Origin of the sequence: Candidatus Bartonella washoeensis Sb944nv (assembly GCF_000278135.1) — a bacterium.
Classification (GTDB): domain Bacteria; phylum Pseudomonadota; class Alphaproteobacteria; order Rhizobiales; family Rhizobiaceae; genus Bartonella; species Bartonella washoeensis.
The window spans coordinates 53,609-78,333 of the sequence record NZ_JH725024.1 but is presented as its reverse complement, the minus strand read 5'-3'; the positions used below and the strand labels follow the sequence as shown (position 1 = coordinate 78,333).

21 protein-coding genes, 1 other RNA gene and 6 pseudogenes are annotated in these 24,725 nt (G+C 37.2%); 12 read left to right on the top strand and 16 right to left on the bottom strand.

Annotation, left to right across the window (positions count from 1 at the left end):
* From MCQ_RS09630 to MCQ_RS04980, 9 genes and pseudogenes are all read left to right on the top strand, one after another.
* A partial coding sequence (locus tag MCQ_RS09630; protein ID WP_006923937.1) for an HNH/ENDO VII family nuclease occupies positions 1-1,125 on the top strand: 1,125 nt, incomplete at its 5' end.
* Positions 1,122-1,586 carry an SMI1/KNR4 family protein gene (locus MCQ_RS05015; protein ID WP_006923936.1) on the top strand — a complete coding sequence of 155 codons (465 nt, stop codon included), beginning with the start codon at positions 1,122-1,124 and terminating at the stop codon, positions 1,584-1,586. The genes MCQ_RS09630 and MCQ_RS05015, both read left to right, overlap by 4 nt.
* 138 nt (positions 1,587-1,724) lie before the next feature.
* Positions 1,725-2,301: pseudogene (locus tag MCQ_RS05010) on the top strand (SMI1/KNR4 family protein).
* 304 nt (positions 2,302-2,605) lie between these two features.
* A pseudogene (locus MCQ_RS09625) lies at positions 2,606-3,277 on the top strand (DUF637 domain-containing protein); the annotation flags it as partial.
* Positions 3,278-3,434: 157 nt separating this feature from the next.
* The gene (locus tag MCQ_RS09620; RefSeq protein ID WP_006923932.1) at positions 3,435-4,031 is read left to right on the top strand and encodes a hypothetical protein; all 597 of its coding nucleotides are present in this window, start codon (positions 3,435-3,437) and stop codon (positions 4,029-4,031) included.
* Positions 4,032-4,043: 12 nt separating this feature from the next.
* Positions 4,044-6,623, top strand: a complete 2,580-nt coding sequence (locus MCQ_RS04995; RefSeq protein ID WP_006923930.1) for a DUF6990 domain-containing protein — start codon at positions 4,044-4,046, stop codon at positions 6,621-6,623.
* 89 nt (positions 6,624-6,712) lie between these two features.
* On the top strand, positions 6,713-7,060 hold the full coding sequence (locus tag MCQ_RS04990) for an HNH/ENDO VII family nuclease (RefSeq protein ID WP_006923928.1): 348 nt from the start codon (positions 6,713-6,715) through the stop codon (positions 7,058-7,060).
* A gap of 269 nt (positions 7,061-7,329) precedes the next feature.
* On the top strand, positions 7,330-7,794 hold the full coding sequence (locus MCQ_RS04985) for an SMI1/KNR4 family protein (RefSeq protein ID WP_006923926.1): 465 nt from the start codon (positions 7,330-7,332) through the stop codon (positions 7,792-7,794).
* A gap of 63 nt (positions 7,795-7,857) precedes the next feature.
* Entirely contained in the window at positions 7,858-8,136 is a 279-nt protein-coding gene (locus MCQ_RS04980; protein ID WP_006923925.1) for a hypothetical protein, read from the top strand.
* A 446-nt stretch (positions 8,137-8,582) separates the two neighbouring features.
* Here the strand turns inward: MCQ_RS04980 and MCQ_RS04975 are convergent.
* The 8 genes and pseudogenes from MCQ_RS04975 to MCQ_RS04950 form a co-directional block, all read right to left on the bottom strand.
* A pseudogene (locus tag MCQ_RS04975) lies at positions 8,583-9,088 on the bottom strand (type ISP restriction/modification enzyme); the annotation flags it as partial.
* 629 nt (positions 9,089-9,717) lie between these two features.
* Positions 9,718-9,912: a hypothetical protein gene (locus MCQ_RS09860; RefSeq protein ID WP_006923923.1), complete on the bottom strand. Its 195-nt coding sequence runs from the start codon at positions 9,910-9,912 to the stop codon at positions 9,718-9,720.
* A 125-nt stretch (positions 9,913-10,037) separates the two neighbouring features.
* Positions 10,038-10,196, bottom strand: coding sequence for a DUF3987 domain-containing protein (locus MCQ_RS09855; protein ID WP_006923922.1), 159 nt, complete (start codon positions 10,194-10,196; stop codon positions 10,038-10,040).
* The gene (locus MCQ_RS09850) at positions 10,196-10,807 is read right to left on the bottom strand and encodes a DUF3987 domain-containing protein (protein WP_006923921.1); all 612 of its coding nucleotides are present in this window, start codon (positions 10,805-10,807) and stop codon (positions 10,196-10,198) included. The genes MCQ_RS09855 and MCQ_RS09850 overlap by 1 nt, the downstream gene beginning before the upstream one ends.
* Positions 10,767-11,312, bottom strand: coding sequence for a DUF3987 domain-containing protein (locus tag MCQ_RS09845; RefSeq protein ID WP_006923920.1), 546 nt, complete (start codon positions 11,310-11,312; stop codon positions 10,767-10,769). Before MCQ_RS09845 ends, MCQ_RS09850 begins: the two co-directional genes overlap by 41 nt.
* Positions 11,309-12,199 (bottom strand): DUF7146 domain-containing protein, encoded by an 891-nt coding sequence (locus MCQ_RS04955; protein WP_006923919.1) that lies wholly within the window; start codon positions 12,197-12,199, stop codon positions 11,309-11,311. The genes MCQ_RS09845 and MCQ_RS04955 overlap by 4 nt, the downstream gene beginning before the upstream one ends.
* Positions 12,200-12,298: 99 nt before the next feature.
* Positions 12,299-12,487: pseudogene (locus MCQ_RS09610) on the bottom strand (helix-turn-helix transcriptional regulator); the annotation flags it as partial.
* 219 nt (positions 12,488-12,706) lie between these two features.
* Positions 12,707-13,856 (bottom strand): annotated as a pseudogene (locus MCQ_RS04950) (tyrosine-type recombinase/integrase).
* 145 nt (positions 13,857-14,001) lie between these two features.
* Between MCQ_RS04950 and MCQ_RS09930 the strand changes: the two are divergent.
* On the top strand, positions 14,002-14,289 hold the full coding sequence (locus MCQ_RS09930; RefSeq protein ID WP_081489773.1) for an LbetaH domain-containing protein: 288 nt from the start codon (positions 14,002-14,004) through the stop codon (positions 14,287-14,289).
* 38 nt (positions 14,290-14,327) lie between these two features.
* A pseudogene (locus MCQ_RS09925) lies at positions 14,328-14,544 on the top strand (CatB-related O-acetyltransferase); the annotation flags it as partial.
* Between the two features lie 125 nt (positions 14,545-14,669).
* Here MCQ_RS09925 and MCQ_RS04935 read toward each other — a convergent pair.
* From MCQ_RS04935 to ssrA, 5 genes are all read right to left on the bottom strand, one after another.
* The gene (locus MCQ_RS04935) at positions 14,670-16,988 is read right to left on the bottom strand and encodes an ATP-dependent helicase (protein ID WP_006923913.1); all 2,319 of its coding nucleotides are present in this window, start codon (positions 16,986-16,988) and stop codon (positions 14,670-14,672) included.
* 111 nt (positions 16,989-17,099) lie between these two features.
* The gene (locus MCQ_RS04930) at positions 17,100-17,351 is read right to left on the bottom strand and encodes a ribbon-helix-helix domain-containing protein (RefSeq protein WP_006923912.1); all 252 of its coding nucleotides are present in this window, start codon (positions 17,349-17,351) and stop codon (positions 17,100-17,102) included.
* A gap of 12 nt (positions 17,352-17,363) precedes the next feature.
* Positions 17,364-17,546 (bottom strand): DUF4169 family protein, encoded by a 183-nt coding sequence (locus tag MCQ_RS04925; RefSeq protein ID WP_006923911.1) that lies wholly within the window; start codon positions 17,544-17,546, stop codon positions 17,364-17,366.
* Between the two features lie 7 nt (positions 17,547-17,553).
* Positions 17,554-18,099 carry an SspB family protein gene (locus tag MCQ_RS04920; RefSeq protein ID WP_006923910.1) on the bottom strand — a complete coding sequence of 182 codons (546 nt, stop codon included), beginning with the start codon at positions 18,097-18,099 and terminating at the stop codon, positions 17,554-17,556.
* Positions 18,100-18,268: 169 nt separating this feature from the next.
* Positions 18,269-18,625, bottom strand: a transfer-messenger RNA (tmRNA) gene (gene ssrA, locus MCQ_RS08815).
* A 94-nt stretch (positions 18,626-18,719) separates the two neighbouring features.
* On the opposite strand from ssrA, the gene MCQ_RS04915 reads away from it, so the two are divergent.
* Positions 18,720-19,025, top strand: a complete 306-nt coding sequence (locus tag MCQ_RS04915) for a DUF2853 family protein (RefSeq protein WP_006923909.1) — start codon at positions 18,720-18,722, stop codon at positions 19,023-19,025.
* Between the two features lie 80 nt (positions 19,026-19,105).
* Here the strand turns inward: MCQ_RS04915 and MCQ_RS04910 are convergent, their stop codons facing one another.
* The 3 genes from MCQ_RS04910 to MCQ_RS04900 all read right to left on the bottom strand — a co-directional run bounded on the left by MCQ_RS04910 (position 19,106) and on the right by MCQ_RS04900 (position 24,620).
* Complete coding sequence (locus MCQ_RS04910) at positions 19,106-20,413, bottom strand: MFS family transporter (protein ID WP_006923908.1); 1,308 nt, start codon at positions 20,411-20,413, stop codon at positions 19,106-19,108.
* A 490-nt stretch (positions 20,414-20,903) separates the two neighbouring features.
* Complete coding sequence (locus MCQ_RS04905; protein ID WP_006923907.1) at positions 20,904-22,211, bottom strand: MFS family transporter; 1,308 nt, start codon at positions 22,209-22,211, stop codon at positions 20,904-20,906.
* Between the two features lie 1,101 nt (positions 22,212-23,312).
* Entirely contained in the window at positions 23,313-24,620 is a 1,308-nt protein-coding gene (locus MCQ_RS04900; protein ID WP_006923906.1) for an MFS family transporter, read from the bottom strand.
* Positions 24,621-24,725 lie beyond the last annotated feature (105 nt).

The following is a 24,725-nucleotide window of genomic DNA, read 5'->3' as shown; positions in this document are numbered from 1 at the left end:
GATGCCGCTGGAAATGCTGCGGAAAACAACTACCTCAGCAGCGCTCAACAAGCTCAGAAGAAGAAAGAGTTAGAGGAATGTTCTGATAAGTGGTGTCGAAGAGATGTTAACGAAAAATGGCATGAGATTGATGAAGAGCAAGATAGGATTTTTGCGTCATCTGCGACGGCTGGTGCAATTGTCGGTGCTGGACAAGGAATATATGAGGTAGTTCACGGCGTTGTGGCACTAGGGTTAGCAATAGCTAGTAATCCAATTGAGAGCGGTAAAACGGCTGTTAAAGGCGTTGGAACGGCAATCTCTTGGGCCACGAGTGGACATGTGATTGATGATGTCTACGGGAGTTTTGGTCAATTTTGGGGAGGTGTTAGTGATTCCTTTGTCGGGCATATAAATCACATAACGGAAACAATGGATAAAGAGGGAGGGGATGGAGCACTCGGTGCTGGTTTTGAATTCGGCCAAATGACAGGTAAACCACTAGGAGAAGTGGCTAGTTTATTTATTGGTGGTGGATTAGCCGAGGGAGGCACAAAGCTTGTAGGCAAGCTTATAGAAAAAGATCTGATCAAATTCGCTGCTAAGACTGAAGCAGAAGTTACAAAAGCAGGAAAGGAAGTTGCTCAATCGCTAGGAAAGATGAGCGATGAAGTTGTTGCAACTCAATATTTGGGGCAGGAAAGAAAATTCTGGTCAACAGATCCCATTGAGGCTGAGTTTGAAATGACTTACAAGGGAGAAAAAATTACTCAGAAAAACAAAGTCTATCAGAGAGATGATCTTTTTGATCCTAACCAGATTGTTACTTGGACAGTAAACGGCAAAGAAGTAAAAGGTACAAATATTGAAAGAATGAAGGCAGGAAGAGCACCCATTGGTTTTGATAATGAACCTGTTGAATTGCACCACATGCTGCAAACGCATAATGGTCCCTTAGCAGAAGTTACAAATGAGTTTCATAACGAACATCACTCTGTTATTCATATTAATCCCAACACAATGGGATCAGGTATCGATAGAGACATTTTTGATAGGTGGAGACCCAAATATTGGAAGGAACGTGCTAAGGCCATAGAAGAAAAGATGAAGCTAAAACAACAACAATTTATGGAGAAAAAACTATGAAAACTTACACATTAGCTGATGTAGCACAACTAATTGATAAATATAGTGATATCATAAATTTCGGTACTGCAGAGGATGCGCCTGATGATATATTGATTGAAAAAGCTGAAAAAACTCTCGGTCTGCAATTTACATCTTCTTATAAGAATTTTTTGAAAAATTATAGAGGAGGAGAAATTGGTTGTGAGGAAATATGTAGCGTTTATGATACAAACTTTGAGATTGTTCGTAGTAATGATATTGTTTACAAAAACTTAAACTATAGAAAAAAAGGCTTTGCAAAGCCGCAACAGCTTGTTGTTAGCAGAACTGATTTTGGTGAGACATTTTATTTTGATTATTCTCAGTTTCGGGATGGCGAATGTCCGCTCTATCTTAAATTTCCACCTAGAGATCCACAGTATTATGCAAGTAATTTTTATGAATTTTTATGCAAAAGAATTACAGCTCGTACAGAATGATGTCCTTCGTATGGCAGCTTTATTTACAAAGTGGAATGCTAAGCCACCATGTTTCTCTTGTTATCAAAAGTAAAAACACTATTGTTTGCGGGCATGAGCAGTGGTCTATAATGAATAATCACTTCTGGGGGATCATTTATGAAAACCTACACTTTAGATGATGTTATACAATTAGTTGATAAATATGAAGGTGATATTGTTAATTTTGCTAGCAAAGATAAGGAGGTTGATGATCTCGTGATTGAAAAAGCTAAGGAAATTATCGGATTGCAATTCACATCTTCCTATAAAGCTTTTTAAAAACATTATAAAGGGGGAGATATTGCTGGTTATGAGATCTATAAGCTTTATAAGGAGTGTGGAGAAGATATACCTTTTGATACTTGTTTTTCAGAACTTAAATGATAGAAAACGTGGTTTTGTGACAGCAGAACAGCTTTTCGTGAGTAGTACTGATTTTGGTGAAACCTTTTATTTTGATTATACGCAGTTTAGGGATGGTGAATGCCCAATCTATGTTATGCTTCCATCTGAAGATTGTGAATATTACGCTAGTAATTTTTATGAATTCCTTTGCAAAAGAATTAAAGAAAGCGTGGGAGTTGAGATACCTGATGGTGATCAACCGATTGAAAAGATTGAAAAAGCTCCCAGTCTGCAACCTATACCTTTTTACAAGAGTTTTTGGAAAAAACTATGGGGGAGGGGCAATTGATAGAGAAAATACGGAGCGTTTATAATACAGACTTTGAAACTGTTTATGGTGGTAATTTTGTTTACAAAAACTGAAAATATAGAAAAAAAGCTTAGCAAAACCATAATAGCTCGTTGTGTGTAGAACAGATTTGGGTGAGACCTTTTTTTAAATATTTCTTAGTTTTGAGATGGTGAATGCCCACTCTATTTTAATTTTTTACCTAGCGAACATCATTATTACGCAAGTAATTTTTATGAATTTTTATGCAAAAGAATTAAGGCTAATCTAAAATAGCTTTCTTTTTTATGGCAGCTTTGTTTTTTATGAGCTTGGTTCTTCCAAGACTGTTCTCAGCATTGTCTCCTCGATGGTAACAGCAGGTTTGACCAGCCAAATAACGGAAATGGCTGGTGTTGGACAATCTTTTCCCAAAACCGCTCCTTTTGTCGATCGTATCGCTCGTGAAGCAGAAAAGAACCTGATCAAAGCCGCCATTGGCGCTGAGGTTCAAACGGCTTTTGAGGGTGGCTCTCTTGACAAGAATTTTATTACAAACCTGCGCACCGCTCTTTCAGGGACCATCGGCAAGGCGTTAGCGGAAGAAATTGGCACTGCTAAGGCGGATGGCAAAATAGACACGGTCACACAAATCGTTGCCCATGCTGGTCTTGGCTGCTTAAAAGGTGCTGTTGCGAGCGGCGCTTGTTCTGCCGGTGCTATCGGCGGGGCTGTGGGCGAAGCCACAGCTATGCTGCAGTTTAAACTGTGGATGCAAAGCATCGTGAAAGAGGAAATGGGGGATCTAAATGGTCGCACACCCACTCCAGAAGAACAAGCACGTATAAATGCAAAGATTGAAGCACAGTTTGCTGACTTTAGCGATCATGTCATTGATGTCGCACGGGTTGCTGGAGGTCTTGCCGCTGCCCTTGCTGGTGGTGATGTCAATACTGGCGTGGATGCCGCTGGAAATGCTGCGGAGAATAATTTTCTTCCTGCGGTAGCAGCATTAGCAGCATTCATTGTGTTGCTTACACCAGAAGAGTTGGCAGCTCTGTCTCTTTTTATGGCTGGTGGAGCAACTGTTGTTGGATCCTCTAGCAATGGGATGGCTATAACAGATTTCCTTGGCTATTTGTTTGCATCGAAAAATGCAGAAGAAGACAGCGAAAAAAATAAACAAAAACGCACAAGAAGAAAAAAATAAAGATTTTCAGAAGGAAAGTAAAAATAAGAAAAAAAACGGAAACAATAAAGAACCACAAAACAATAATGATGGAACGGGTAACATACTTGGACAAGTCAGGAAGCATCATGACAAAAAGCGTGATGAAAAAAAACAAGAATTAAAGGATGAAGGATGTAAAACATGTAAGACAGAAATGGTATTCAAAACTAAGACGGATAAGGGGGTAGTAAAATCTCGTGCGGATATTGTTTATATAGAGAATGGTAAAATAAAAATTGGCGAGGTAAAAACGGGGAAGAATGCTAAATTAAGTGAACAACAAAAGATTTTGAAAGAAGCACATAAAAACGGAAATGCAGAGCCCACAAAAGGCAAATTTACGGAATTTCTTAAAGATAACAAAGAGTTTTTAGAAAAATATCAAAAAGATTTCAAAGATTTTAAAGGAAGTAAGAAAGAATTGGAAAATGAGAATAGAAAATGGATTAAAGAACAATTGAATAATAAGTTAGACAAAACTGACGTTAACGTTTTTCATTATCCAGGACTTTTTGAATGAAAGTGAATAGCGATGCGAACTAAAGACGTGACAGAGATTTTAAAAACGCTTGGCTGGGAACCTTATCGTGCTGAAGATGGTAGTATGTTTGCGCATTATCATCTTCCCGATCGCATTGTAGGCATTAGTTATGATGTTGTAGATTATGGAGAGGATGGGGGAAAGTTTCGGCTATCGGCTAATCTTACCACTGCTGCTTATTGCCTTGCTTGGGAATATGCTAGTGGTGAAGTATCACAGGATAAGTATGAAGATACGCTGTTTTCTGCGAAAGAGGATTTCGATGTTACAGCTTCAGATCTCTCAGAAAACCATATTAAGGAATCTTTAAATAGGGTTATCGCTTGGGCGAAAGCACAAGATATAGAACAAAAATTACGTGAAAAAGCAGCCAATCATTCTGCTGTTGCAGAAGCATTACTTGGTGATATTGACGCTTTAAAAAGTTCTAAGTTTACACCCCAATTACATGTACCAGAATTTGCAGATTACAAAACAATAGGGTGGATTGAGCGCCTCATTCTTTTTGCGCAAGCTTATAAAAACGGGGAGTTAGATGACACTTTAGCGTGTAAAAAACCTAAACAGTGGTCGATGAGTCTTACAGCAGCAACTCGCATTTTTAAAATTCAAGGGTGGTTTTCCACAGAGCTTGGGAAAATGTGGTTGGTTTTGCCGGATCGTTTTATTAAGTTAGATTTTGGCTTTGTACATCTCTATGATCAGTATAATGTTCATCTCGAAGCTGAAATATCTAATGAAGAGATTTCTTTGGCTTGCTTGTATATTCATTTTTGTGGACAACGTAATCTTGTACGACCTACGGATATTTATCGATCTTTTAATACGATTGGAGGAAAGAATTTTCGTGGGGTTGATAAAGGAATTGATGTTTATGTAGAGATATTGAATGAGCAAGAATTGACAAAAATCTCTGAGCGGATAATACAATGGGCACGTGCCCAAGATTTACAAGCATCAATAGAAAGCAAAACGCTTATCCAAAAATATAGCTATTATCCAGCTGTGATTTGGCATTTGGCTTGTTTAGCATTGACAGGTCAAATTGATGTCCTCAAATCCTATCAAGATTCTATCGCAGAGGATAAGATTCCTGAGCATTTGCAAAATCTTGATGAAGAACTGGAGGGATATGTTAATCACGCTGTTGAATTTTCTGAAAAGCATCTGATGATTTTGAAAGAGCAAGAGGCAGCAGAAGCACATCTTAGTCCACAAGTTTTGATTACTTTCAATAAAGTTACAGAGCAATTAAAAGAAATGGGTTGGACAGTTTATCGTGATAAAAACTACAATCGCAATGCTTATTTTGTAAGTAAAGACCGTATCATCAATATAATGTATAACCTTCAAAGTGATGAAGAGGAGCTGATTGTTGCATTTAAGGCTTCCTTTTCAACACTTAGTTTTTCTACGGCTTATAGAGAGATTTTCTATAATATGCCTAAATATATAGCTCTCAAAGAAGCAGAAGAAGTTTATACAGTTTCTAGTACTGAATTGGATGAAGGCAAGCTGAAACAGATCAGTGCGAATGTTCTTGAATGGGCTGATCAACAAAATGTCAATCAAATCATCTATGATTATGTAGCTTTTCCCCCAGACAGTGAACTTGATCTTGTAGCGCGTCACCTTATTGCGCTTGTTTTGATTGGGGATGTTGAAAAGCTCAAATCTTATAAGGAGAATTTTAGAAAGGGAAATCCTTTAGGTTTTGTGGAAGAAATCTCAAAATATAGAATTGATAATCTCCTCACTCTTGCACGGGGTTATCGAGCAGGTTTTCCCAAAAATGCACCGATTTTGAGTTTGGATTCGCAAACAGCATCTGTTGCTTCTAAAACAACTTCTGTTGAAATGGCAGAGGAAGTAGATGAAGCAGATGACAATGATGACCGTCTCACCATGGAAAGTGTTCATGCACTTTTAAAAAGCCTAGGCTGGTCAACTGAGAAAATCAATGAGAATGACCATATGGCAAGCTATCAATTGGCTGATCGTGAGGTACAAATACTTTACAACGACGAAGTTGCCAAAGATTACCCTCAATTTGATAGTGCCTTTTTAATTAGCACGGGCATTTTGGCTTCTGCTTGCAAATTTATTGATCCTACCCACACGGAAGATATTCCAGATATACAGCTTAATTTTGAAGCAAAGGGATTAGAAATCTTTGAACCAGAAGTCACTGCGGATCGTTTAACACAGGCGCTTGATGATGCGCTAGAATGGTCAGTCAAAGATATTGGCCTTTCTAAAAGACTTCGCTCTGATTACGGCACTGCTCCTTGGGAAAAGGATGCAACATCTAAAGCAGACAATAAGGATTATGCTTTACTTCATCTTGGCGCTCTTGCCTTATTGGGTGATGTCGAAACCTTGTACTCTTATCAGAAAAGCTTTGCGGCAGGTGAGCCTCTAGATTTTGACGACAGCATCAGTCAAACCCATCTTGAACGTGCATTAGCTTTAGCTCAAGAAGTAGCAAAGGTGAAGCAAGTGAGTTATGCTTTAATCGAACATGTCGTAAAGGGTTTTGATAATCACTCAGAGCTTTCTAGCGAGGAATAACCTGGCTCTTGGAAGGAGAGTTTATTTAAGTCTATTTAGTACAAAGAATAGATTGATTATTTTGAAAAAATCATAGGGGCTTATAAATCATGAAATGGATAAAGAAAAAAAATATGGGGGCAGCTGAGCCTGTGGAATTTAAAGGTAGAAAAGTTTATCAGGGAGATGAACTATTTGATCCTGAAGCAGTTTCTTCTTGGAAAGAACAAGGACAGATAGTAGCAGGTACAAATGTGGAAAGAATGAAATCAGGTAGAGCCCCTATTGGAGTCGATAATAGGCCTGTTATGTTACATCATATAACACAAGAACAAGATAGTCCTATCGTTGAGGTTCTCTACTCATTTTATCGAGGCAAGGGTGTGGTTGCTCATACGAAGCCAAAGATAAACTTTATCAGAAAAGTTATTTGTTGGATTTCAAAAAAAGACTCTTAAGCAGGAAAAAAGAAAAAGTAATTATTGCAAATATTGAAGTAATACTAGGAAAAGGCGCTCTCTAAGCTTTAATGATCATTCCCTTTAATTACATCTATTGTAAATGCGAGATGATTTTATAGATACAGATGAGAAAAGAGCTCCTTCAAAAAATTATCCCTTATGATTTTATCAATATTCCTAATTCCATTGGCTATAGTAGAGAAATATTGATCAGTAGAAACACTAATTATTAGCCAAAACACACTGTGACTTATGGAGAAAAATTTATGAAAAGTTATACTTTATTAGATGTTGCGCAATATATTGATATGCATAGTCATGTTATTAATTTGGGAACTAAAGATAATGCACCTGATGATGTACGGATTAAAACAGCTGAGGATATTCTCGATTTACAATTTACCTCTTCCTATAAGAATTTTTTAAAAAATTATGGAGGAGGAGAAATTGGAGGTGAAGAAATATTCAGTATTTATGAAATCTGTGCTGGTATTCCTGCTGGTGATATTGTTTACCGGAATTTGATCGATAGAAGAGATGGCTTTACGATTCCCAAACAGCTTGTTATCAACACAACTGATTTTGGTGAGACCTTTTACTTTGATTATACTCAGTTTCGGGATAGTGAATGCCCACTCTATGTCATGTTTGCGGATGAGAAGTCCGAATATTACGCTAGTAATTTTTATGAATTTCTTTGTAAAAAAATTACGGAATATGCTGAGGGATGACGATGCAAACCAAAGACGCAACAAAAATTTAAAAAACGCCGCTGGGAGGCTCATCGCGATGAAGTGAGTGATACGTTTGCTTATTATTATCTCCCCGATCGTATTGTGCATATCCTTTATGATATTGTAGATTATGGGGAGGATGGGGGAAAGTTTCGGTTATCTGTTAATCTCACTACTGCTGCTTATTGTTTTAGTTGGGCATATGATAATGGCGAAAAATCGCAATATAAAAATACACTCATTTCTACAAAAGAGGACTTTGATATTAAAGCCCAAGATCTTTCTGAAAGCTATATTGAGGAAGTTTTAAATAAGGTAATAGTTTTGACGAAAGCATAAGATATTGAACAAAATTACGTGAAGAAGCTGCCGGTCATTCTCTTGTTGCAAAGGCTTTGCTTTGTGATATAGAAGCTTTAAAGAATTTTGAGTCTATACCTCAGTTGTATGTGCCAGAATTTTTTGATTACAAAACAATGACGCGTTACAAACGTTTCCTTCTTTTTGCACAATCCTATAAAAACAGGTAATTAGATGATACTCTGGCATGCAAAGAGTCTAAACAGCGTTCGTTAAGATGAGGGTTCTTAAAAGTCTTAAAGCAATCCAAATGAGAGTGTCTAAAAGTGCAAAGCCTCTTTTTTAGAATAGCGCATGGTAAATGGTTCCTTTTAAGATTGTACATAATCAACTTAACAAGAGAGGTATAGATTACAGTTATATGTCTATACCCCTTGTAAGATGTGCATATCCATCATGTGAAATGTGAGCATGCTTTCTTAAGTCTATTCAGTTTCTCTTATTTCCAATTTTGGGAGGTTCTTAACAATCTTCATTATTTCTAAACTTACGGTAATAAACCCTTTGAAACAATTCCAATGGATAAGCAGGGTTACCAATGGTCTCAACAGCATAGCAATTGACATTATTAACAATGTCACTTTTTTATCAGTCTTTACGTATTGACGTTCCATAACCCATTCAAAAACGGGTCTATCATTGACGATATAGTTATAAGCTTCCTTAGGTATATCTGTCATTGTGATATTGCTGTTATAAATAACAATAGATTTATCCTTTTACTTATTATTCCCAGAAAATTTCATTTCTGTAACATAATAGAATTTCTCAGGATTAGGGATATCTGTAAGTTTTGGATTTCCTTTTTTAAAGGTAACAGGATAAGGCTCTACAGTTTCATAATTGACGTGCAAATTGCCTAATTCACGCCCTGCTGTAAAACAAACGTCCAAAAACCTATAGCACTCTTTACGCAAGGGATGCGAGGGATACTGTGCATTTGAAGTTGCCTGTTGCCGATAGGATTGTAGGAGAGAGCGTAAAGAGGATTATTTGTTATCAGATTTATGAGATTGAAGCATTATGCAGTAAACTCCATTGCCTGATGGTGTTGATCAATGATCATCAAAAGAATCCAAATGGAGCTTATTAAATACATTTAGAATAAATATCGAGTGTGAAATGGGGGAAAACTGCCCGAAAAGCCATAAATCGCGCCAAAAAAATTTTACAAGATGCAGTTATAAACAGCAAAGTAGTGAAATTTGCTATTCATTTTTGTGTTAATTAAGACAACTCGAATATGTGCTTTTAAGAGTTGAAATATGCAATTTTTATAAATATCAAAAATAATCCTCATAACCTATAAGAAAAGTTGTTTGTATGCTCTATACATCTATTATCACTTGTACAAAAAAATCTATAAGAAGTACAAAAACAGAAAATAATGCTTTTTACCAATAAGTTATATTGAATTACCCAATAAAATTTAAGTGCTGGTGTAAAGGAGTTTTTTACACTTTTTACTATAGGTTTTGAGGGGAGATATTGGAAAATAAAATCTTGATAAAAGTTCAGATTGCTTCATTGTGATGTCCTCTGATTTTTTACCAAAGGATGTCACTCATAGCGTATGGTAGGACGACCGCCTTTTTGGTTACTATCTTCAGTGATTTCACGAATGTGGTTTGTATGGCATAAAAATACCAAAGCTTTCTTGACTGCTCCCTTGTCTTTTAAACGAGCCCAATCACGTTGGTGAATATCGCGTAACGTAAAGAGATCAGGTAAGCTATCACAGCGCTCTACAATCAATTTTGCACGCTCTGCTGTTTAAGGTATCCCCAGCAGCATAAAGACGTTTTGCATGGCTTAACAGATATTTTGACCAACGCAATGCCATGGAAAGATAAGGGTAATCTACTTCAAAACGCTTTCCATCAAACAAGTTCGAAGATTAAGGCAAGACTTGCTATGGTTTTAGGCATTTTTAAAAGATATGATTGTAAGGATGGGGAGAGATTATCCTCTCTTACTTCTTTATGAAGATTTTCCCACCATTCACGAAAGAGTTCTTGTGCATCGGGAGAAAAACGCATCACAATCGGGTGTTTAGGTGATCCCAAGGGTTTATATCCCGAAAAGAACGAAAAACCTCTTCATAGTTCTTATAGGCATCTTTTAAAGGGTCTCTATCAACCCATTTACATTTTTTTGTATCATCGGGCCACACTATCATTTGAAAACGTTGGATTAAACCATCATCTCCTTTTCCAGAATGGAGTGCCCGAATAAGAGGGGTAATTCGTGCAGGTTGGATGCCTCCAATCATAGAAAGCGTTGTATTTTCAACATGGATTGTTTCACGCCCAATATGGTCATGGGTATAGGGTTGATCACTATTGAAAGATTGCAAATAAAAACCACGGTCTGTTTGATACGCCTTTCGTTCTAGATTTGCTAAAAAACCAGAAAGTTCATCACGGACCAATAATAATCCGCGCGGGTTTTCTTTGAGTAATTCTCCTAGCTTTTCTACCGTTGCATCATTGACAATAAGACGCTGCTTTGTATCGTTTTGGTTGCTTTCTTCCTCATTTTCAATGAGCTCTGCTAAAAAGACACGGGTTGCATCATAATCATCGTTTTTAAAAGCTTTTGCTGCTTTTTTATTTCCTTCTTTTTTTATGCAAGGTCTCAAAAGCTTCATTCACTTTTGCTTGTTTATTCTGGTGTTGACAATTTTTATGCCATTCATTTTGTAAGTTATAGAGAGGAGCGAGAGCCGCTTGCATAGCAGGTGTTTTTCGTGCAGAAGGTTCTCCAATAATAACCCCCCATAGATTAGGGACAATGAACCAATCATCATGCTGTTTTGGAGCGATGCGCACGCCATTGCCAATCACGGAAGCTAAAGCACAGACGGCAGACACAGCAACAAAATCAAGAGAGGATTGTTGACGGTCAGCAATATCATAAATATAACTTCCCAATACCAATGGAACTTGGGTAGCATGAAAAGGCTCAACCGATAAAAGAGCGCTATTAATCGGTTGTATTTCCCCCCAACCAATTTGTTGCAATGCCACTTCATAAGGAATGGCTTTTAAGCAATCATGGCTCTTTAAAGAGACATCGTCGTTATTGTTATCATTATTATTTAAAGGAACATTTCCATTGTTATTGGCTAAATCAGATGGATTATGTTCTATCATTTTTTCTCCTTAAAATTTAGTAAACAATTATTGTAATCAACTCCTTCGGGAGCTTGCATGATAAAGACTTTGAAGCCGTGGCTATAAGCATGTTCTGCGAGGGCAACTGCTTTACGACTCGCATCATCTCCATCCATCGCTACAGTGAGACGGGCTTTGCATTTGGGTAAATTGACATGCATTATGCCAGTGGTTGAAAGAGATGCCCATAAAGTAACAGGCTTTGATAACAGACCAGACAGCAGAGAAAGACCTGTTTCTATTCCCTCACAAATGACCAGATGTTGGTGATTGGCTTGACATAAATACACAGCACCGCCCTTAACAGACCCCAGCATGGCTTTTGCTGTTAACTGCTCTGTTTTGCAGCCATTGTCTTGTAAAAAGGTTCTATGGATTGCAAAGGAGCTACCACCCTCAACAAGGGCAACCAACGCGGGGATGTTTTTCCCAGAGGGATGGGGGCATTTGTTATGAAAACGTAAATTAGGAGGCAAGTCACAAGTGATGCTCCGCTTGCGTAAATAAAGCTCTGCTAGGGTATCTTGAATCGGTTGACTTTGTTTCCAAATCTTTTGTGCTTTTTCTGCTTTCTGTTTTGCCTTGTTATCTTCACAACAAACCTGTTTTGAGAGAGAAAAGTTATGCGTGTAAGCTTTATCAAAACATGCTTGTGTATCAATAAGACCAATATTTTTGAGAGCTTGTATGATCTCTCTAAAAGAGCAACCAGCATAACAATGAAGTAAGAGACGCCTATCATTTCCATTAGAAATAGTTAAACTAGGCGACCTATCATCATGAGCAGGGCAACGGGCTAGTCTATAAGCCCCATGCCACACACCACGCAATGCATAAGCAATGCTTTGAGCATTTGTACAATGCATAAAATATCATCCTGTACTTGCATTACAGGATAGATTCTGTTATTTTAGGATTTGCTACAATCGAAATAGTTTTGTCTGTCCTATAGACAAAGTTGTTTTTTAGGGGGTGTTGTTGCCACGTTGATTTTTAGCCTTCTCAATTACATTATGAAGGTCTGATGCTAACCAACGGGATAAGGCACCAATATTTAAAGGTTTAGGTACCGTTCCATCAGCGACACGCCTCCAAAGTGTCGTGGTGCTTATACTTAGTAGTTTTGCACTCTCACGAGTTGTGAGAAGTGTTTCTTTTTGTTCATGATATCCCTAATCTTTTAGTTTATTTTAAAATTATCGAATCACTGTTCGATAACGATCTATAAATAGCAATTTGTAGCAAACATTTCCAGTGAAAACATGCGATTCTTTCGTAAAAAAAAACAATATATTGTGTTGCTGTCTTCATAATAAGCAATAATTTGTGATTTATATTATTCATTATGTATACAATAAAAAGCAGCGTCATAGTTATTCACAGTTTTTATTGTTTTGCCCCGTGACATAAGCCGTCCATTTATCCATAAAAACACGGCGTTGTTCTAGATAGTCAGTACGACGGTAGGCACGCTCTACTTTACCACTGGTCTTATGACCTAGAATGGTTTCTGCTACCTCAAAAGGGGCATCGGTTGTTTCTGCTAGCCAATCGCGTAAACTAGACCGAAATCCATGAGGGTAGGTATCAAGTCCAATTCTTTTCATGTAGTTTGACATGCATTAAAAAAGAAATCATTGCGAGAAAGAAGGCGCGCTTGTTTCAAAATTTCCAATGCCTCTGATGATAAAGGCACGCGAAATTCTGTTGTGGTATCATGCCTTCCTTTCATATTCTCAGCAGGGATGGTCCATATATTCCCATCAATCTGATCTTTATTAATATGACGCAAAGGATTTGTACGAACACCTGTAAGAATAAGCAGACGTAAAGCTAGTTGTGTCATGGTTGGTGTTTTGCAAAGTGTTTGATAAAAAGCTGGTATATCTTTCCAATCCATTGCTGGTCTGTTTTGCGTTTTATGGCGTTGTTTCCCTAAGAGGGCTTTTGCTTTTTCTGTTGCTTGTAAATCAACATCCAATCCCAATGCAGCAGCATGTTTGAGACAGAGATTGAGACGTATCAGTGCTGTGTTAGCTGTTGCAGCTTTTGTATGCAAAATGGGGGCAAGGGTATTGCGTATATCGGTTTGTGTAATCTCTGAAATCGGTAGACAGCCTAATTGGGGGAGAATATGAAGTTTTAAAGGTAAAAACCATACACCATCTTTACCATCATTTTTTAATTCAGCTTTACGACTTTCAAAAGCATCCACAGCAATGTCTTTTAAGTAGTGGAGGTTACGCATTGCCTCACGCTTTTGTTTTTCACGTTCTTTAATGGGGTCACGCCCCTCACGAAGAACAGAACGCCATTGAGTTGTCAATTCACGGGCTTTTTTAAAAAGAGAAATTTCTTAGCACCCAAGCCTATCTCACAACGCCGCCCGTGTATGGTATAATGATAAATCCATTGAGCACCACCATCTTTAAGCTTATGAAGGAGCAAGCTGGCACCATCATTATATTTGCCAGCCCCCAATGTTGCGACAGCTCTTGCATTAAGACGATTCATAAGAGGCATTTTTACTCCTTTCTAAATGGTTTTTTATCCACACGATAATCCCACTTGTGATGTGCAAGGAGATGGTTTTGATTGATTCAAAATGAAATGATTTGAGATGAGAGAATCTTACAATATTCGGGGGTATGATACAAGTTAAAAAACGATGATTTATCATTATAAATCAATGTGTTGTGTTTATACGACGGCACGGTTGCATGGTTGTAAATTAGGACGCTATATGGAAATTAATGAGCGGGTCGTTTTGCATGATGTAACGGTTGGAGATTTTTCTTATTTTGAGCGTAACAGTAAAGCTATTTACAGCGATATTGGGCGTTTTTGTTCTATCGCATCTCATGTGTGTGTGGATGCGCTAGAGCATCCCATGGAACGACTTTCAACGCATAAAATAACAATCGTTCTAATGAATATTTTCATTATATGGCATTAGATAGTGCTTTTCGCGAAAGGCGTTGTGCAAAACGTGTTATCATAGGGCATGATGTATGGATTGGACACGGTGCGGTTATTATGCCTGGAGTGGAAATTGGACATGGCGCTATCATTGGTGCGAACGCTGTTATAACGAAAGATGTTTTGCCTTATACGGTTGTTGCTGGTGTTCCTGCAAAGCGGTTACGGATGCGTTTTTCCGATACTGTGATTCAGTGTCTTTTAGAGATGGCTTGGTGGAATTGGCCGCTTGACAAAATTTACAAGGCATTGCCTGATATGCAAAACCTTCCAATCGAGGTTTTTATTGGCAAATGGAAAGAGCATTTAAAATAAAATGATTTTTTGTTTGGGGATGTGGTTTCATTGTTTTTTATACTAAGCTTTGCTCACAAAATTATCGAGCACACGCTTTTCTCCAGCTTTCTCAAACACAATAGTTAATTTATGGCCGTCTATTGCTGAAATATGACCATAACCAAATTTTATATGAAAAATCCGATCATTGATTGAAAAATTTGAGGGTGTTTCAGAGACTGATTGGGCAATGACTTTTCCTTCAATGTTTTTTTGTGCACGTTTCCACCCTGATTTTGAATAATCGTTATAAAAGGGATTTTGATATTTAAAGTGCGATTTTCCATAACCACCATAAGAGGTTTCTATTTCTACTACTTCTATATGTTCTTCTGGCAATTCATTCAGAAAACGCGAGGGAAGTGTAGATTGCCAAAATCCATGAATTTTTCGATTAGATACAAACCATATATGCAGATGTTTTTTTGCTCTTGTTAGTCCTACGTAAGCTAGCCTACGTTCTTCTTCTAAACCTGAACGTCCTCCTTCATCCAATGAACGTTGATGGGGAAAAAGCCCTTCTTCCCAGCCAGGAAGAAAAACTGTTTCAAATTCAAGCCCTTTGGCTGAATGAAGGGTCATGATGTTGACGGCATCGGTATTTTTATTGTTTTCAGTGTCCATAACCAGTGCAACATGTTCTAAAAAGCTGTGAAGACTTTCAAATTGTTCCATAGAGCGGATCATTTCTTTGAGATTTTCTAGTCGCGTTGGTGCTTCTGGGGAGCGATCTTCTAGCCACATAGCTGTGTAACCTGAATCATCAAGGATTGTTTCGGCAAGCTCTCTATGGGGGATGTATTGCAGCATATTTTGCCAGCGGCGGAAATTTTCTACAATGTTTCGTAGAGCACTGCGTGTTTTTGGTTTTATCTCATCGGTTTCAATTATTTCAGTGGCAGCAGCAAAAAGAGGAATAGAGCGTGCACGTGCACTTTCATAAAGAGTGCGTAGGGTTGCATCTCCTAAACCACGTTTAGGTGTGTTGATAATACGTTCAAAGGCTAAATCATCGGCTGGTTGGACAACAACGCGTAAATAAGCCATGGCATCACGTATTTCCATTCGTTCATAAAAGCGTGGACCACCAATGACACGGTAATTAAGACCAAGTGTTACCAAGCGGTCTTCAAATTCACGCATCTGGAATGATGCTCGTACCAATATAGCTATATGATTTAATGAATAACCGGCTTTTTGCAATTGTTCAATTTCTTCTCCGATGGCGCGTGCCTCCTCTTGCGAGTCCCATGCTGCATGAATTTTTACTTTTTCTTCTTCGTTGTTTGTTTGATCAGAAAAAAGTGCTTTTCCAAGTCTTTCTTGATTATGAGAAATAAGATGAGAAGCTGTTTTGAGAATATGTGATGTTGAGCGATAATTGCGCTCTAAACGAATAATTTTTGCAGGAGGAAAATCTTTCTCAAAACGTAATATGTTATCAACTTTAGCGCCACGCCATCCGTAGATGGATTGGTCATCATCCCCAACACAACAAAGATTGACATGTTGGCCTTTTGGTTGCTGCGCCAAAAGGCGAAGCCAAAGATATTGTGCTGTATTCGTATCTTGATATTCATCTACGAGAATATAGCGAAATTGAGAATGATATTTGCAAAGAATATCTGGATTATGTTGAAAGATAGAGATAGAATGAAGCAGGAGATCGCCGAAATCACAGGCATTAAGGCTTTTTAATCTATCCTGATAGCTGTGATACAGCATGCGTCCCATACCATTACCAAAGGAATGGGCCTCACTTTCTGAAATGCGCTCTGGTAAAAGTCCTTGATTTTTCCAAGAATCAATCATTATGGCAAGGCTTCGTGCAGGCCAACGCTTATCGTCTAAGCCTTCAGCTTGAATAAGCTGTTTTAAAAGACGAAGTACATCATCGCTATCAAGAATTGTAAAGTTGCTTTTTAAACCAACAAGCTCTGCATGGCGGCGCAGAATTTTCGCACCGGTAGAATGAAAGGTTCCAAGCCAGGGCATGCCTTCAACAATTTCACCAATCAGTTCACCAATACGCGTTTTCATTTCACGCGCTGCTTTGTTAGTGAAAGTTACAGCGAGTATTTGCTTAGGGGAAGCAAGCCCTGAGCGCAAAATGTGAGAAATGCGGGTAGTCAAAACACGCGTTTTTCCAGTGCCAGCCCCCGCAAGAACTAAAAGAGGCCCTTGTGTATTCATGACAGCCTGTCGTTGTTCGGGGTTGAGTTTTTCTAAATAGTTAGCATCAAACTTCACAATATGAGCAACTAACCCAGGATTGTTTTCATGCTTTTGGGGAGGGGGCGCATCTTCGAAAAATGGTATGTCATCAGAAAAATTATTCATTGTACCTTTTGTGTAGTATTTTTTTCATTTAAGTGCTAGATCTAAAAAATCTTTTCTCAGAAAAGCTACACTTTCGGTTGAATAAGAAAGCAGAGATCGTAAAAATAAATATTAAAGACGTTGGCTGAGAACGCTTTGGAGTGCATAAATACGTAACGAAGCCGAAAGATTCACTTTCTGTGGTCTTTTACTGTCAATATCAGTGATAATGAAGGCTAAAGATTGTCCTTTTTTGCGTGCTAGAGTTTTGAGTATGTCTAGGAATGGTTGTTCTAAAGATACGCTTGTCGAATGCCCATCAATTCGAACAGATATTTTCCGAGTAATTACTGTTGACCAATCAATCAAATCATCTCTTTGCATTCTTTTTTACTCTTATTCACCGTTAGATAAACGATTTTGATCAAGAAATTCTTGAACCTTTAGGGCTTCTTTTTGTTCAAAAAGTTTTTCAACTTTTGTTCGTCCAAAACGATAACGATTTTCTTCTGCATGAACAGCTTGTTCCGCACGCTTTTTTTGTTTTCGAAATTGGCGAAGGTTAATCAGTTTAGTCATGAGCAAATTATTTTTTTCGGAAAGAATCTAAGGAAACAACATCAGCACTTTGTTTGGCATCATTGTTTGAAGGTTCTTTATTTGTTTTAAGATTTTGGTCTTTATTTAACATGTTTTCTTTTTTTTGTTCGTCCGATAGAATGACAGGTGCAGACGAGGTATTTTTAAATTTCTTACTCTCTTCAGGGTTAAGATTTGGAGGTAAGTCAAATGCTGCTTCAAATGTTGCTATAGGATCATAAAATACTTGGATAGACGTGAAAGGAATTACTAATCTTTCGCTAATTTCCCTAAAAGACAATGTTACTTCAAAAGCAGTTTCTGATACACTTAAATCTCTAAATTGATGTTGTAATACGATTGTCATTTGTTCTGGATAACGGTTTTTAAGTCGAGTAGAAATTTTTACTCCTGGCGCATTTGTCAAAAAAGTAATAAAAAAATGGTGATTACCTGGAAGTCCTGCTTTGGAAACTTCCGATAAAACCTTACGGATAACTCCACGGAGCGCATCCTGAACGAGAATATCGTAACGGATTTGATCTTGAACCATCGAAGTTTATTCCTTTTATTTCATACAGTGGATGGCATAAATGATATTGTGTAATGAAATGTTTCTCTAAGGTAGCAATATTTTTTTTACAATGCATCTTATTAATTGAGAAAAACACGAAATTTTATCACAAATAGTTTCTGAAAGATCAATCAATAATACTTAAAAAAGTGAAGGCTTCTGTTGCCAGGTGCCTTCGAACCCCGCTTAAACCTGCGACGGTTTAAGGCTTAGTTTGAAACATTCGCACTGCATTAAGCAGCGAGACTTGCTTCCGCATAGTTGTCATTTGCAACTACTCATTTAGTCCGATAACGGTGGTACTATGCCGAGTAAAAGAGCAATCTTTACGCCCTTGTCGATCCTATTTCGCCCCCACCAAAATATAATTTCCATCCATTATATTTTGGTGGAGGCGCCGGGTACCGCCCCCGGGTCCAATGAGTTTATTTCATTGTCCATTTATTACCATAGCTGGCAAGCCAGCCTTTTAAATATAGTTGAAAAACAGTCTTTGTAAAAGGGGGCTTGTTAATATTTTTAATCCTCTAGTTATTTATAAAATAGATAATGCGGTTGTAAAATACAGTCGCTAATTTTGGGAGAGGAGATGTTGCAGAATGACAAATGATCTAGAAGATATTAAATTATATGATCCAAATCCCGATGAAGCTGCAATAGAAAGGCTTCATCATCGTTTAGCTTTGGTGATGAAAAAGCAGGATGCATCACTTGTTGCTACATCAGATCCAAAAGAATTAGAGCGTGTTGAAAAATGGATTCGAGATGTATTAGCTGCTGGTGAGCAGAGTGCTAAAGCCGCTGTTTCAAAAGTTGCCGAAATGATGTCTGGAGATCATAGAAAAAGCCGTATGACTTTTTATTATTTGGTCGCCAAACAATTAGACGCACTTGATAAAATTTAAACAATTTTAAAATTCAATTTTTATTCGATAATTGCAAAAAAGCCCAGTTTATTGGGCTTTTTTATTTTTTTGTAAAAAGTTTAATGGGTTTCATTGTTTTGGAGATATCCCCCTTTACTCATATCCGGTATAAAAAGGGTGGCAATGAATGCAATGATCATTACGCCGGTTACGTAAAAATAGAAGAGAGATTCATGTCCCATATTTTTTAATCCAAGTGCTACGTATTCGGCAGAACCACCAAATAATGCATTACCAACAGCATGAGAGAGACCAACTCCTAGTGCTCGTACTGAAGAAGGAAACATAGCTGATTTTACGACACCAGAGATGGATGTATACATGCTCATAATACAAAGTATTCCAATAAGGGTTGACAGCGCAATCCATGTATTATGTGTGTGACCGATTATGAGAAGTCCAGGAATCGTAAAGAGAGTAGAGAGTACACTCCAAAGGACAAGTAAATTTTTTGTGCCAATTTTATCGGCTAGGATACCAAATACGGGTTGGAGTAATATGAAAATAAACAGCGCGGCAGTCATCACAGTTGTAGCTGTATGTTTATCAAAGCCAGTAGTTGTGATGAGATATTTCTGCATATAAGTCGTACAGGTGTAAAATGTGAGAGATCCTCCAGAGGCGAAGATAGCAATCACAAAGAAGGCTTTTGTATGTTTGCTTAGAAGCTCTCTAAGACTTCCAGTTTGTTTTTGAGAGCGGCTTACTTCAGTGGTTGTTTCATGGAGAGAACGACGTAGATAAAGTGCGACTGCTGCTGCTAATCCACCAATAGCAAAAGGAATACGCCAGCCCCATGTTCTTAATTGGTCTTCCGTTAGATAAAGTGCCAAAATAAATATAATAAAACTGGCTAAAAGTTGACCAGTAATAAGCGTGCCAGATTGGAAAGAAGCAAAGAGACCACGGTGATTTTTAAGGGAAATCTCGCTTATATAAGTTGCAGCTGTACCATATTCCCCCCCCGCTGAAAGTCCCTGCATCATTCGGATTAGGAGCAGAAGAATTGCTGCAGTTCTCCCTAAAGTTTCATAAGTAGGAAGTATGGCAATGAAAAAAGAGCCTCCACACATCATAAGAATAGATATGAGCATTGAGCGTTTGCGTCCATAGCGATCCGCAATAAAGCCAAAGAGCCAGCTTCCAATTGGGCGCATAAGAAAACCAATAAAAAAGATGCCTGCAGTTTTTAAAAATTGGGTAACAACATCGCCATCTGAAGGGAAAAATTGTGGTGCAAAGTAAATCGATGCAAATGAGTAAACGTAAAAATCATACCACTCTACCAGATTCCCTGATGCACTGGATATAATAGAAAAAATACGTTTTCTTGTATCATGTTGTATTAAATTTGTTTCGTTTTTCATAAAATGTTCCCCTTTTAGATCTATTTTATTTTTCTATTTAAAACTGTTTACAATTTGCGTTATAAGAATTCAATTGTATCACGATAATTTCTTATAAAAGTTATTGAAGGTTTGTTTGGGTTATAAATTTGTGCCTTTTGATGACTTTATTGTTGTAGTAGGCTAAAAGCTAATCACATCGAATCTAAAGGGAAAGAGTGCATTGAAAAATAGCTTTAAGTGGGATAAATGTTTGTAAAAAGAGTGCTAAAATAGCCATTTTAAAAGTTGCCGATAGGATGTTTGGAGAGTGCAGGAAAATTGTATAACTTTTAATTATTTAGTCGCTAAGCAATTTAAAATATTTGATAAATTCTAAATAAGACAGATTTTTATATACATATTCTTTACTTTGCAAAGGAGCATAGTATTTGCTCCTTTTATTGAATTTTTATACATTTATTACAAAAAAGCCCAATTTCTTGGGCTTTTTTTATTGTGTGTATAATTTTTAATGGATTTCATCATTTTTAAGATATCCCTCTTTGTCTATATCCGGCATCAAAAGAATTGAGATGAGTGCAATGATCATCATACCAACTATGTAAAAAGAGAACACAGTTTCATATCCAATATTTTTCAATCCAAGCGCTACATATTCAGCAGAACCGCCGAATAGTGCATTACCAATAGCAAAAGAAAATCCAACTCCGATTGCTCGGATTGAAGCAGGGAACAGTTCTGCTTTTATGATACCAGCGATAGATGTATAAAGACTCATAACACAGAGCATGCCGATAATAATTAATAGTGCAACCCATGCATTGTTGGTATTCCCAATCATTTTAAGCACAGGAATTGTGCAAATAATGGATAAGATACTCCAACTGATGAGTGAAGCCCTTGCTCCAATTTTGTCTGCTAGAGAACCAAAGAGCGGTTGGAGTAACACAAAAATAAAAAGTGCAGCAGTCATTATCATTGTTGCAGTGTGTTTATCGAATCCAGTGGTTGTGATGAGATATTTTTGCATATAAGTGGTGTATGTATAAAATGTGAGCGATCCTCCTGCTGTAAAGCCAACAACCAAAAAGAAAGCTTTTTTGTGGTTGTGTAAAAGCTCTCTAATACTACCAGCGTTTTGTTTAGAGCGGCTTTCTTTAGTGGTTGTTTCATGAAGCGAACGACGCAGATAAATTGCAATTATTGCTCCTAAACCACCGATCACAAAGGGAATACGCCAGCCCCATGCTTTTAACTGATCTTCAGTGAGGTAAAGCGCTAAAATGAATATAATAAAGCTGGCAAGAAGTTGACCTGTGATTGTTGTAGCATATTGGAAGGAGGCAAAGAGTCCGCGACGATTTTTGAAAGCGACTTCACTCATATAAGTTGCTGTTGTACCATATTCACCGCCAACTGAAAGTCCTTGAAACATACGGATTAAAAGCAGAAGAAATACTGCTGTTATTCCCAAAATTTTGTAGGTGGGGAGTATGGCAATGAGGAATGAGCCACAACACATCATAAAAACAGAAATAAGCATTGAGCATTTACGTCCATAACGATCGGCAATGAAGCCGAAGAGCGATGCTCCAATTGGGCGCATAAGAAAGCCAATAAAAAAGATTCCTGCGGTTTTTAACAGTTGTGTAATGGTATCATCATCTGAAGGGAAGAATTGTGATGCAAAATAAATCGACGTAAATGAGTAAACATAAAAATCATACCATTCTACTAGATTTCCCGATGCACTGGCTATGATAGCAAAAATACGCTTTCTTGTATCATGTGGTGCTAAAGCTGTTTTATTTTTCATTGAGTATCCCCTGTTAATGCTTATATTTATTTTTCTATTTAAAGTTGTTTACAATTTGAGCCATTAAAATTCAATTGTATAACGATAATTTTGATTGCGTTTTTAATAATGGCATTGATCAGTCATATCGAAAGGGCTTTGAGATAGGAGTGTTTTGTTGTACAGACGTAGTTTAATTTCCATTTTTGACAATAAGAAAACTATATTTTTGCTTAAATTATTATGAGCTTTTATAATTTCTTAGGATGATACAAAAATTACATGCTGAAAAAGAGTATTTTATCTTTTAGGATTAAAGAGTTTGATCAAAAAGGCAATTTTGTAAGAGCTACCAATGTTGCTTTTGTCCAATGTTATATTATTTAAATGAGCGCTCTTTGGGATATGGTTAAGAAAATTGTTGTATCTTGTTCTTTAATTATGAATTTTAGCTACATGCCAGAGCATCTGTAATTCTATAACATTTCCAATTTTTTTAATATAACGCTTTTTATCGATAAATTTATGGCGTTTTTAAAGTATTAGTTTGCGATGAATTCATTATCATTGAGAGAAATTTTCGATTTTTCTCAGGTAAATTCTCTATGTATTTTCTCAGGTAAATTCTCTATGTACAAGAATATTGTGATAACTTGTAGTTATACATTCACAGCTAAAGACATCGTTGTTGCTTATTTTCTTTTGCAAGTTTTTACTGTTACAAAAAAGGGGGAATGGATTTAAAGAATGGAGCGAATACGGTAGCTTATATTGAAAGAAGGAAAATTTTTCAACAAAGGTTAATCATTGCTGATAAAATATCATTTGCTAAAATTTAATCTTTAGTGAAGGGGCTTTTTCTTCTGATCCCTGTAAAAAAAGAGCGGATTCTTGTTTAAAAAAATCTAATACTTCACATCTAACTGCACTGAATTTTGTGCAATCATCAAACAAAATACTCGTAGTAGTATGAGAATTTACTTCTCAGAGTCTATATTGAAGGGGGGAGATTTATTCTTTTATGATGTTAGAGATTAAGCATAACATTTTGGAAATGTTTAATTTTATGACTTTTATAAAAAAGCCCAAAAGATTGGGCTTTTTCCTTTAATATAGAAAAATTTAATGAATATCATCACCTTGGAGATATCCTTTTTTTCGGGCATCGGGCATCAAAAGAACCGCAATAAATGCAATGATCATCATGCCAGTTATATAAAAATAAAAGACGGATTCATATCCGATATTTTTTAATTCGAGTGCTACAGCTTCAGCTGAGCCCCCAAAGAGGGCATTGGCAATAGCATAAGAAAGCCCAACCCCAATTGCTCTTACTGAAGAGGGAAACATTTCTGACTTTACGATACCAGAAATCGAAGTATAAAAGCTCATAATGCATAGCATTCCAATAATAATTGCTAGAGCAACCCATGTATCATTAGCGTGAGCAATCAGTCTAAGCCCAGGAATCGTAAAAATAATAGATAAAAAACTCCAAATGAGGAGTGAAGTTCTTGTTCCAATTTTATCAGCTAGAAAACCAAATGCGGGCTGAAGTAACATAAAAACGAAGAGTGCAGCGGTCATTATAGTTGTCGCTGTATGCTTATCAAATCCGGTGGTCGTAATCAAATATTTTTGCATATAAGTTGTATAAGTATAAAATGTGAGAGATCCTCCAGCTGTAAAGCCAATAACTAGAAAAAAAGCTTTTCGATGGTTTCGTAGAAGTTCTATAACACTGCCAGCTTGTGCATTAGAACGGCTTTCTTTGGTTGTTGTTTCATGGAGTGAACGGCGCAGATAAATTGCAACAATTGCTCCTAGTCCACCAATGGCAAACGGAATACGCCAGCCCCAAGCTTTCAGTTGATCTTCTGTTAGATAAAGTGCCAGAATGAATATAACAAGACTGGCTAGAAGCTGACCACCAATCAGTGTAGTGTATTGGAAAGAGCTAAAGAATCCACGACGATTTTTTAGAGCAATTTCGCTCATATAAGTTGCTGTCGTACCATATTCACCGCCGACAGAAAGTCCTTGAAGCATTCGAAGTAAAAGTAAGAGAACTGCTGCTGTTACTCCAATGGTTTCATAGGTAGGAAGTATGGCGATTAAGAAAGAACCACCACACATCATAAAAACAGAGATAAGCATTGAGCGTTTGCGTCCATAACGATCGGCAATGAAGCCAAAAAGCCATCCACCGATTGGTCGCATGAGAAACCCAATAGCAAAGACACCTGCAGCCATTAAAAGTTGTGTCACAACATTACCATCTGACGGGAAGAATTGTGATGCAAAGTAAATAGATGTAAAGGAATAAACATAAAAGTCGTACCATTCTACTAAATTACCTGATGCACTGGATACGATAGAAAAGATACGATTTCTTGTATCATGCCGCGCTAAAGTTGTTTCATTCTCCATAAAGTTATCCCTTTTGTGATCATATTCGTTCACTTCATTCTGAACATTGTTTACAGTATTTTATTTTTTGCGTCATCAAAATTTTAATTTTATAATACCAATTTC

Excerpts from the sequence above, each read along its gene's own strand:
- MCQ_RS09845 (WP_006923920.1), bottom strand. The coding sequence starts at position 11,312 with ATGATAGAACATAATCCATCTGATTTAGCCAATAACAATGGAAATGTT.
- MCQ_RS04955 (WP_006923919.1), bottom strand. The coding sequence starts at position 12,199 with ATGCATTGTACAAATGCTCAAAGCATTGCTTATGCATTGCGTGGTGTG.
- MCQ_RS09620 (WP_006923932.1), top strand. The coding sequence starts at position 3,435 with ATGCAGAAGAAGACAGCGAAAAAAATAAACAAAAACGCACAAGAAGAA.
- MCQ_RS04935 (WP_006923913.1), bottom strand. The coding sequence starts at position 16,988 with ATGAATAATTTTTCTGATGACATACCATTTTTCGAAGATGCGCCCCCT.
- MCQ_RS04990 (WP_006923928.1), top strand. The coding sequence starts at position 6,713 with ATGAAATGGATAAAGAAAAAAAATATGGGGGCAGCTGAGCCTGTGGAA.
- MCQ_RS04995 (WP_006923930.1), top strand. The coding sequence starts at position 4,044 with ATGCGAACTAAAGACGTGACAGAGATTTTAAAAACGCTTGGCTGGGAA.
- MCQ_RS04905 (WP_006923907.1), bottom strand. The coding sequence starts at position 22,211 with ATGAAAAATAAAACAGCTTTAGCACCACATGATACAAGAAAGCGTATT.
- MCQ_RS04900 (WP_006923906.1), bottom strand. The coding sequence starts at position 24,620 with ATGGAGAATGAAACAACTTTAGCGCGGCATGATACAAGAAATCGTATC.
- MCQ_RS04985 (WP_006923926.1), top strand. The coding sequence starts at position 7,330 with ATGAAAAGTTATACTTTATTAGATGTTGCGCAATATATTGATATGCAT.
- MCQ_RS04915 (WP_006923909.1), top strand. The coding sequence starts at position 18,720 with ATGACAAATGATCTAGAAGATATTAAATTATATGATCCAAATCCCGAT.
- MCQ_RS05015 (WP_006923936.1), top strand. The coding sequence starts at position 1,122 with ATGAAAACTTACACATTAGCTGATGTAGCACAACTAATTGATAAATAT.
- MCQ_RS09930 (WP_081489773.1), top strand. The coding sequence starts at position 14,002 with ATGATTTATCATTATAAATCAATGTGTTGTGTTTATACGACGGCACGG.
- MCQ_RS04920 (WP_006923910.1), bottom strand. The coding sequence starts at position 18,099 with ATGGTTCAAGATCAAATCCGTTACGATATTCTCGTTCAGGATGCGCTC.
- MCQ_RS04925 (WP_006923911.1), bottom strand. The coding sequence starts at position 17,546 with ATGACTAAACTGATTAACCTTCGCCAATTTCGAAAACAAAAAAAGCGT.
- MCQ_RS09855 (WP_006923922.1), bottom strand. The coding sequence starts at position 10,196 with ATGCGTTTTTCTCCCGATGCACAAGAACTCTTTCGTGAATGGTGGGAA.
- MCQ_RS04930 (WP_006923912.1), bottom strand. The coding sequence starts at position 17,351 with ATGCAAAGAGATGATTTGATTGATTGGTCAACAGTAATTACTCGGAAA.
- MCQ_RS04910 (WP_006923908.1), bottom strand. The coding sequence starts at position 20,413 with ATGAAAAACGAAACAAATTTAATACAACATGATACAAGAAAACGTATT.
- MCQ_RS09850 (WP_006923921.1), bottom strand. The coding sequence starts at position 10,807 with ATGAAGCTTTTGAGACCTTGCATAAAAAAAGAAGGAAATAAAAAAGCA.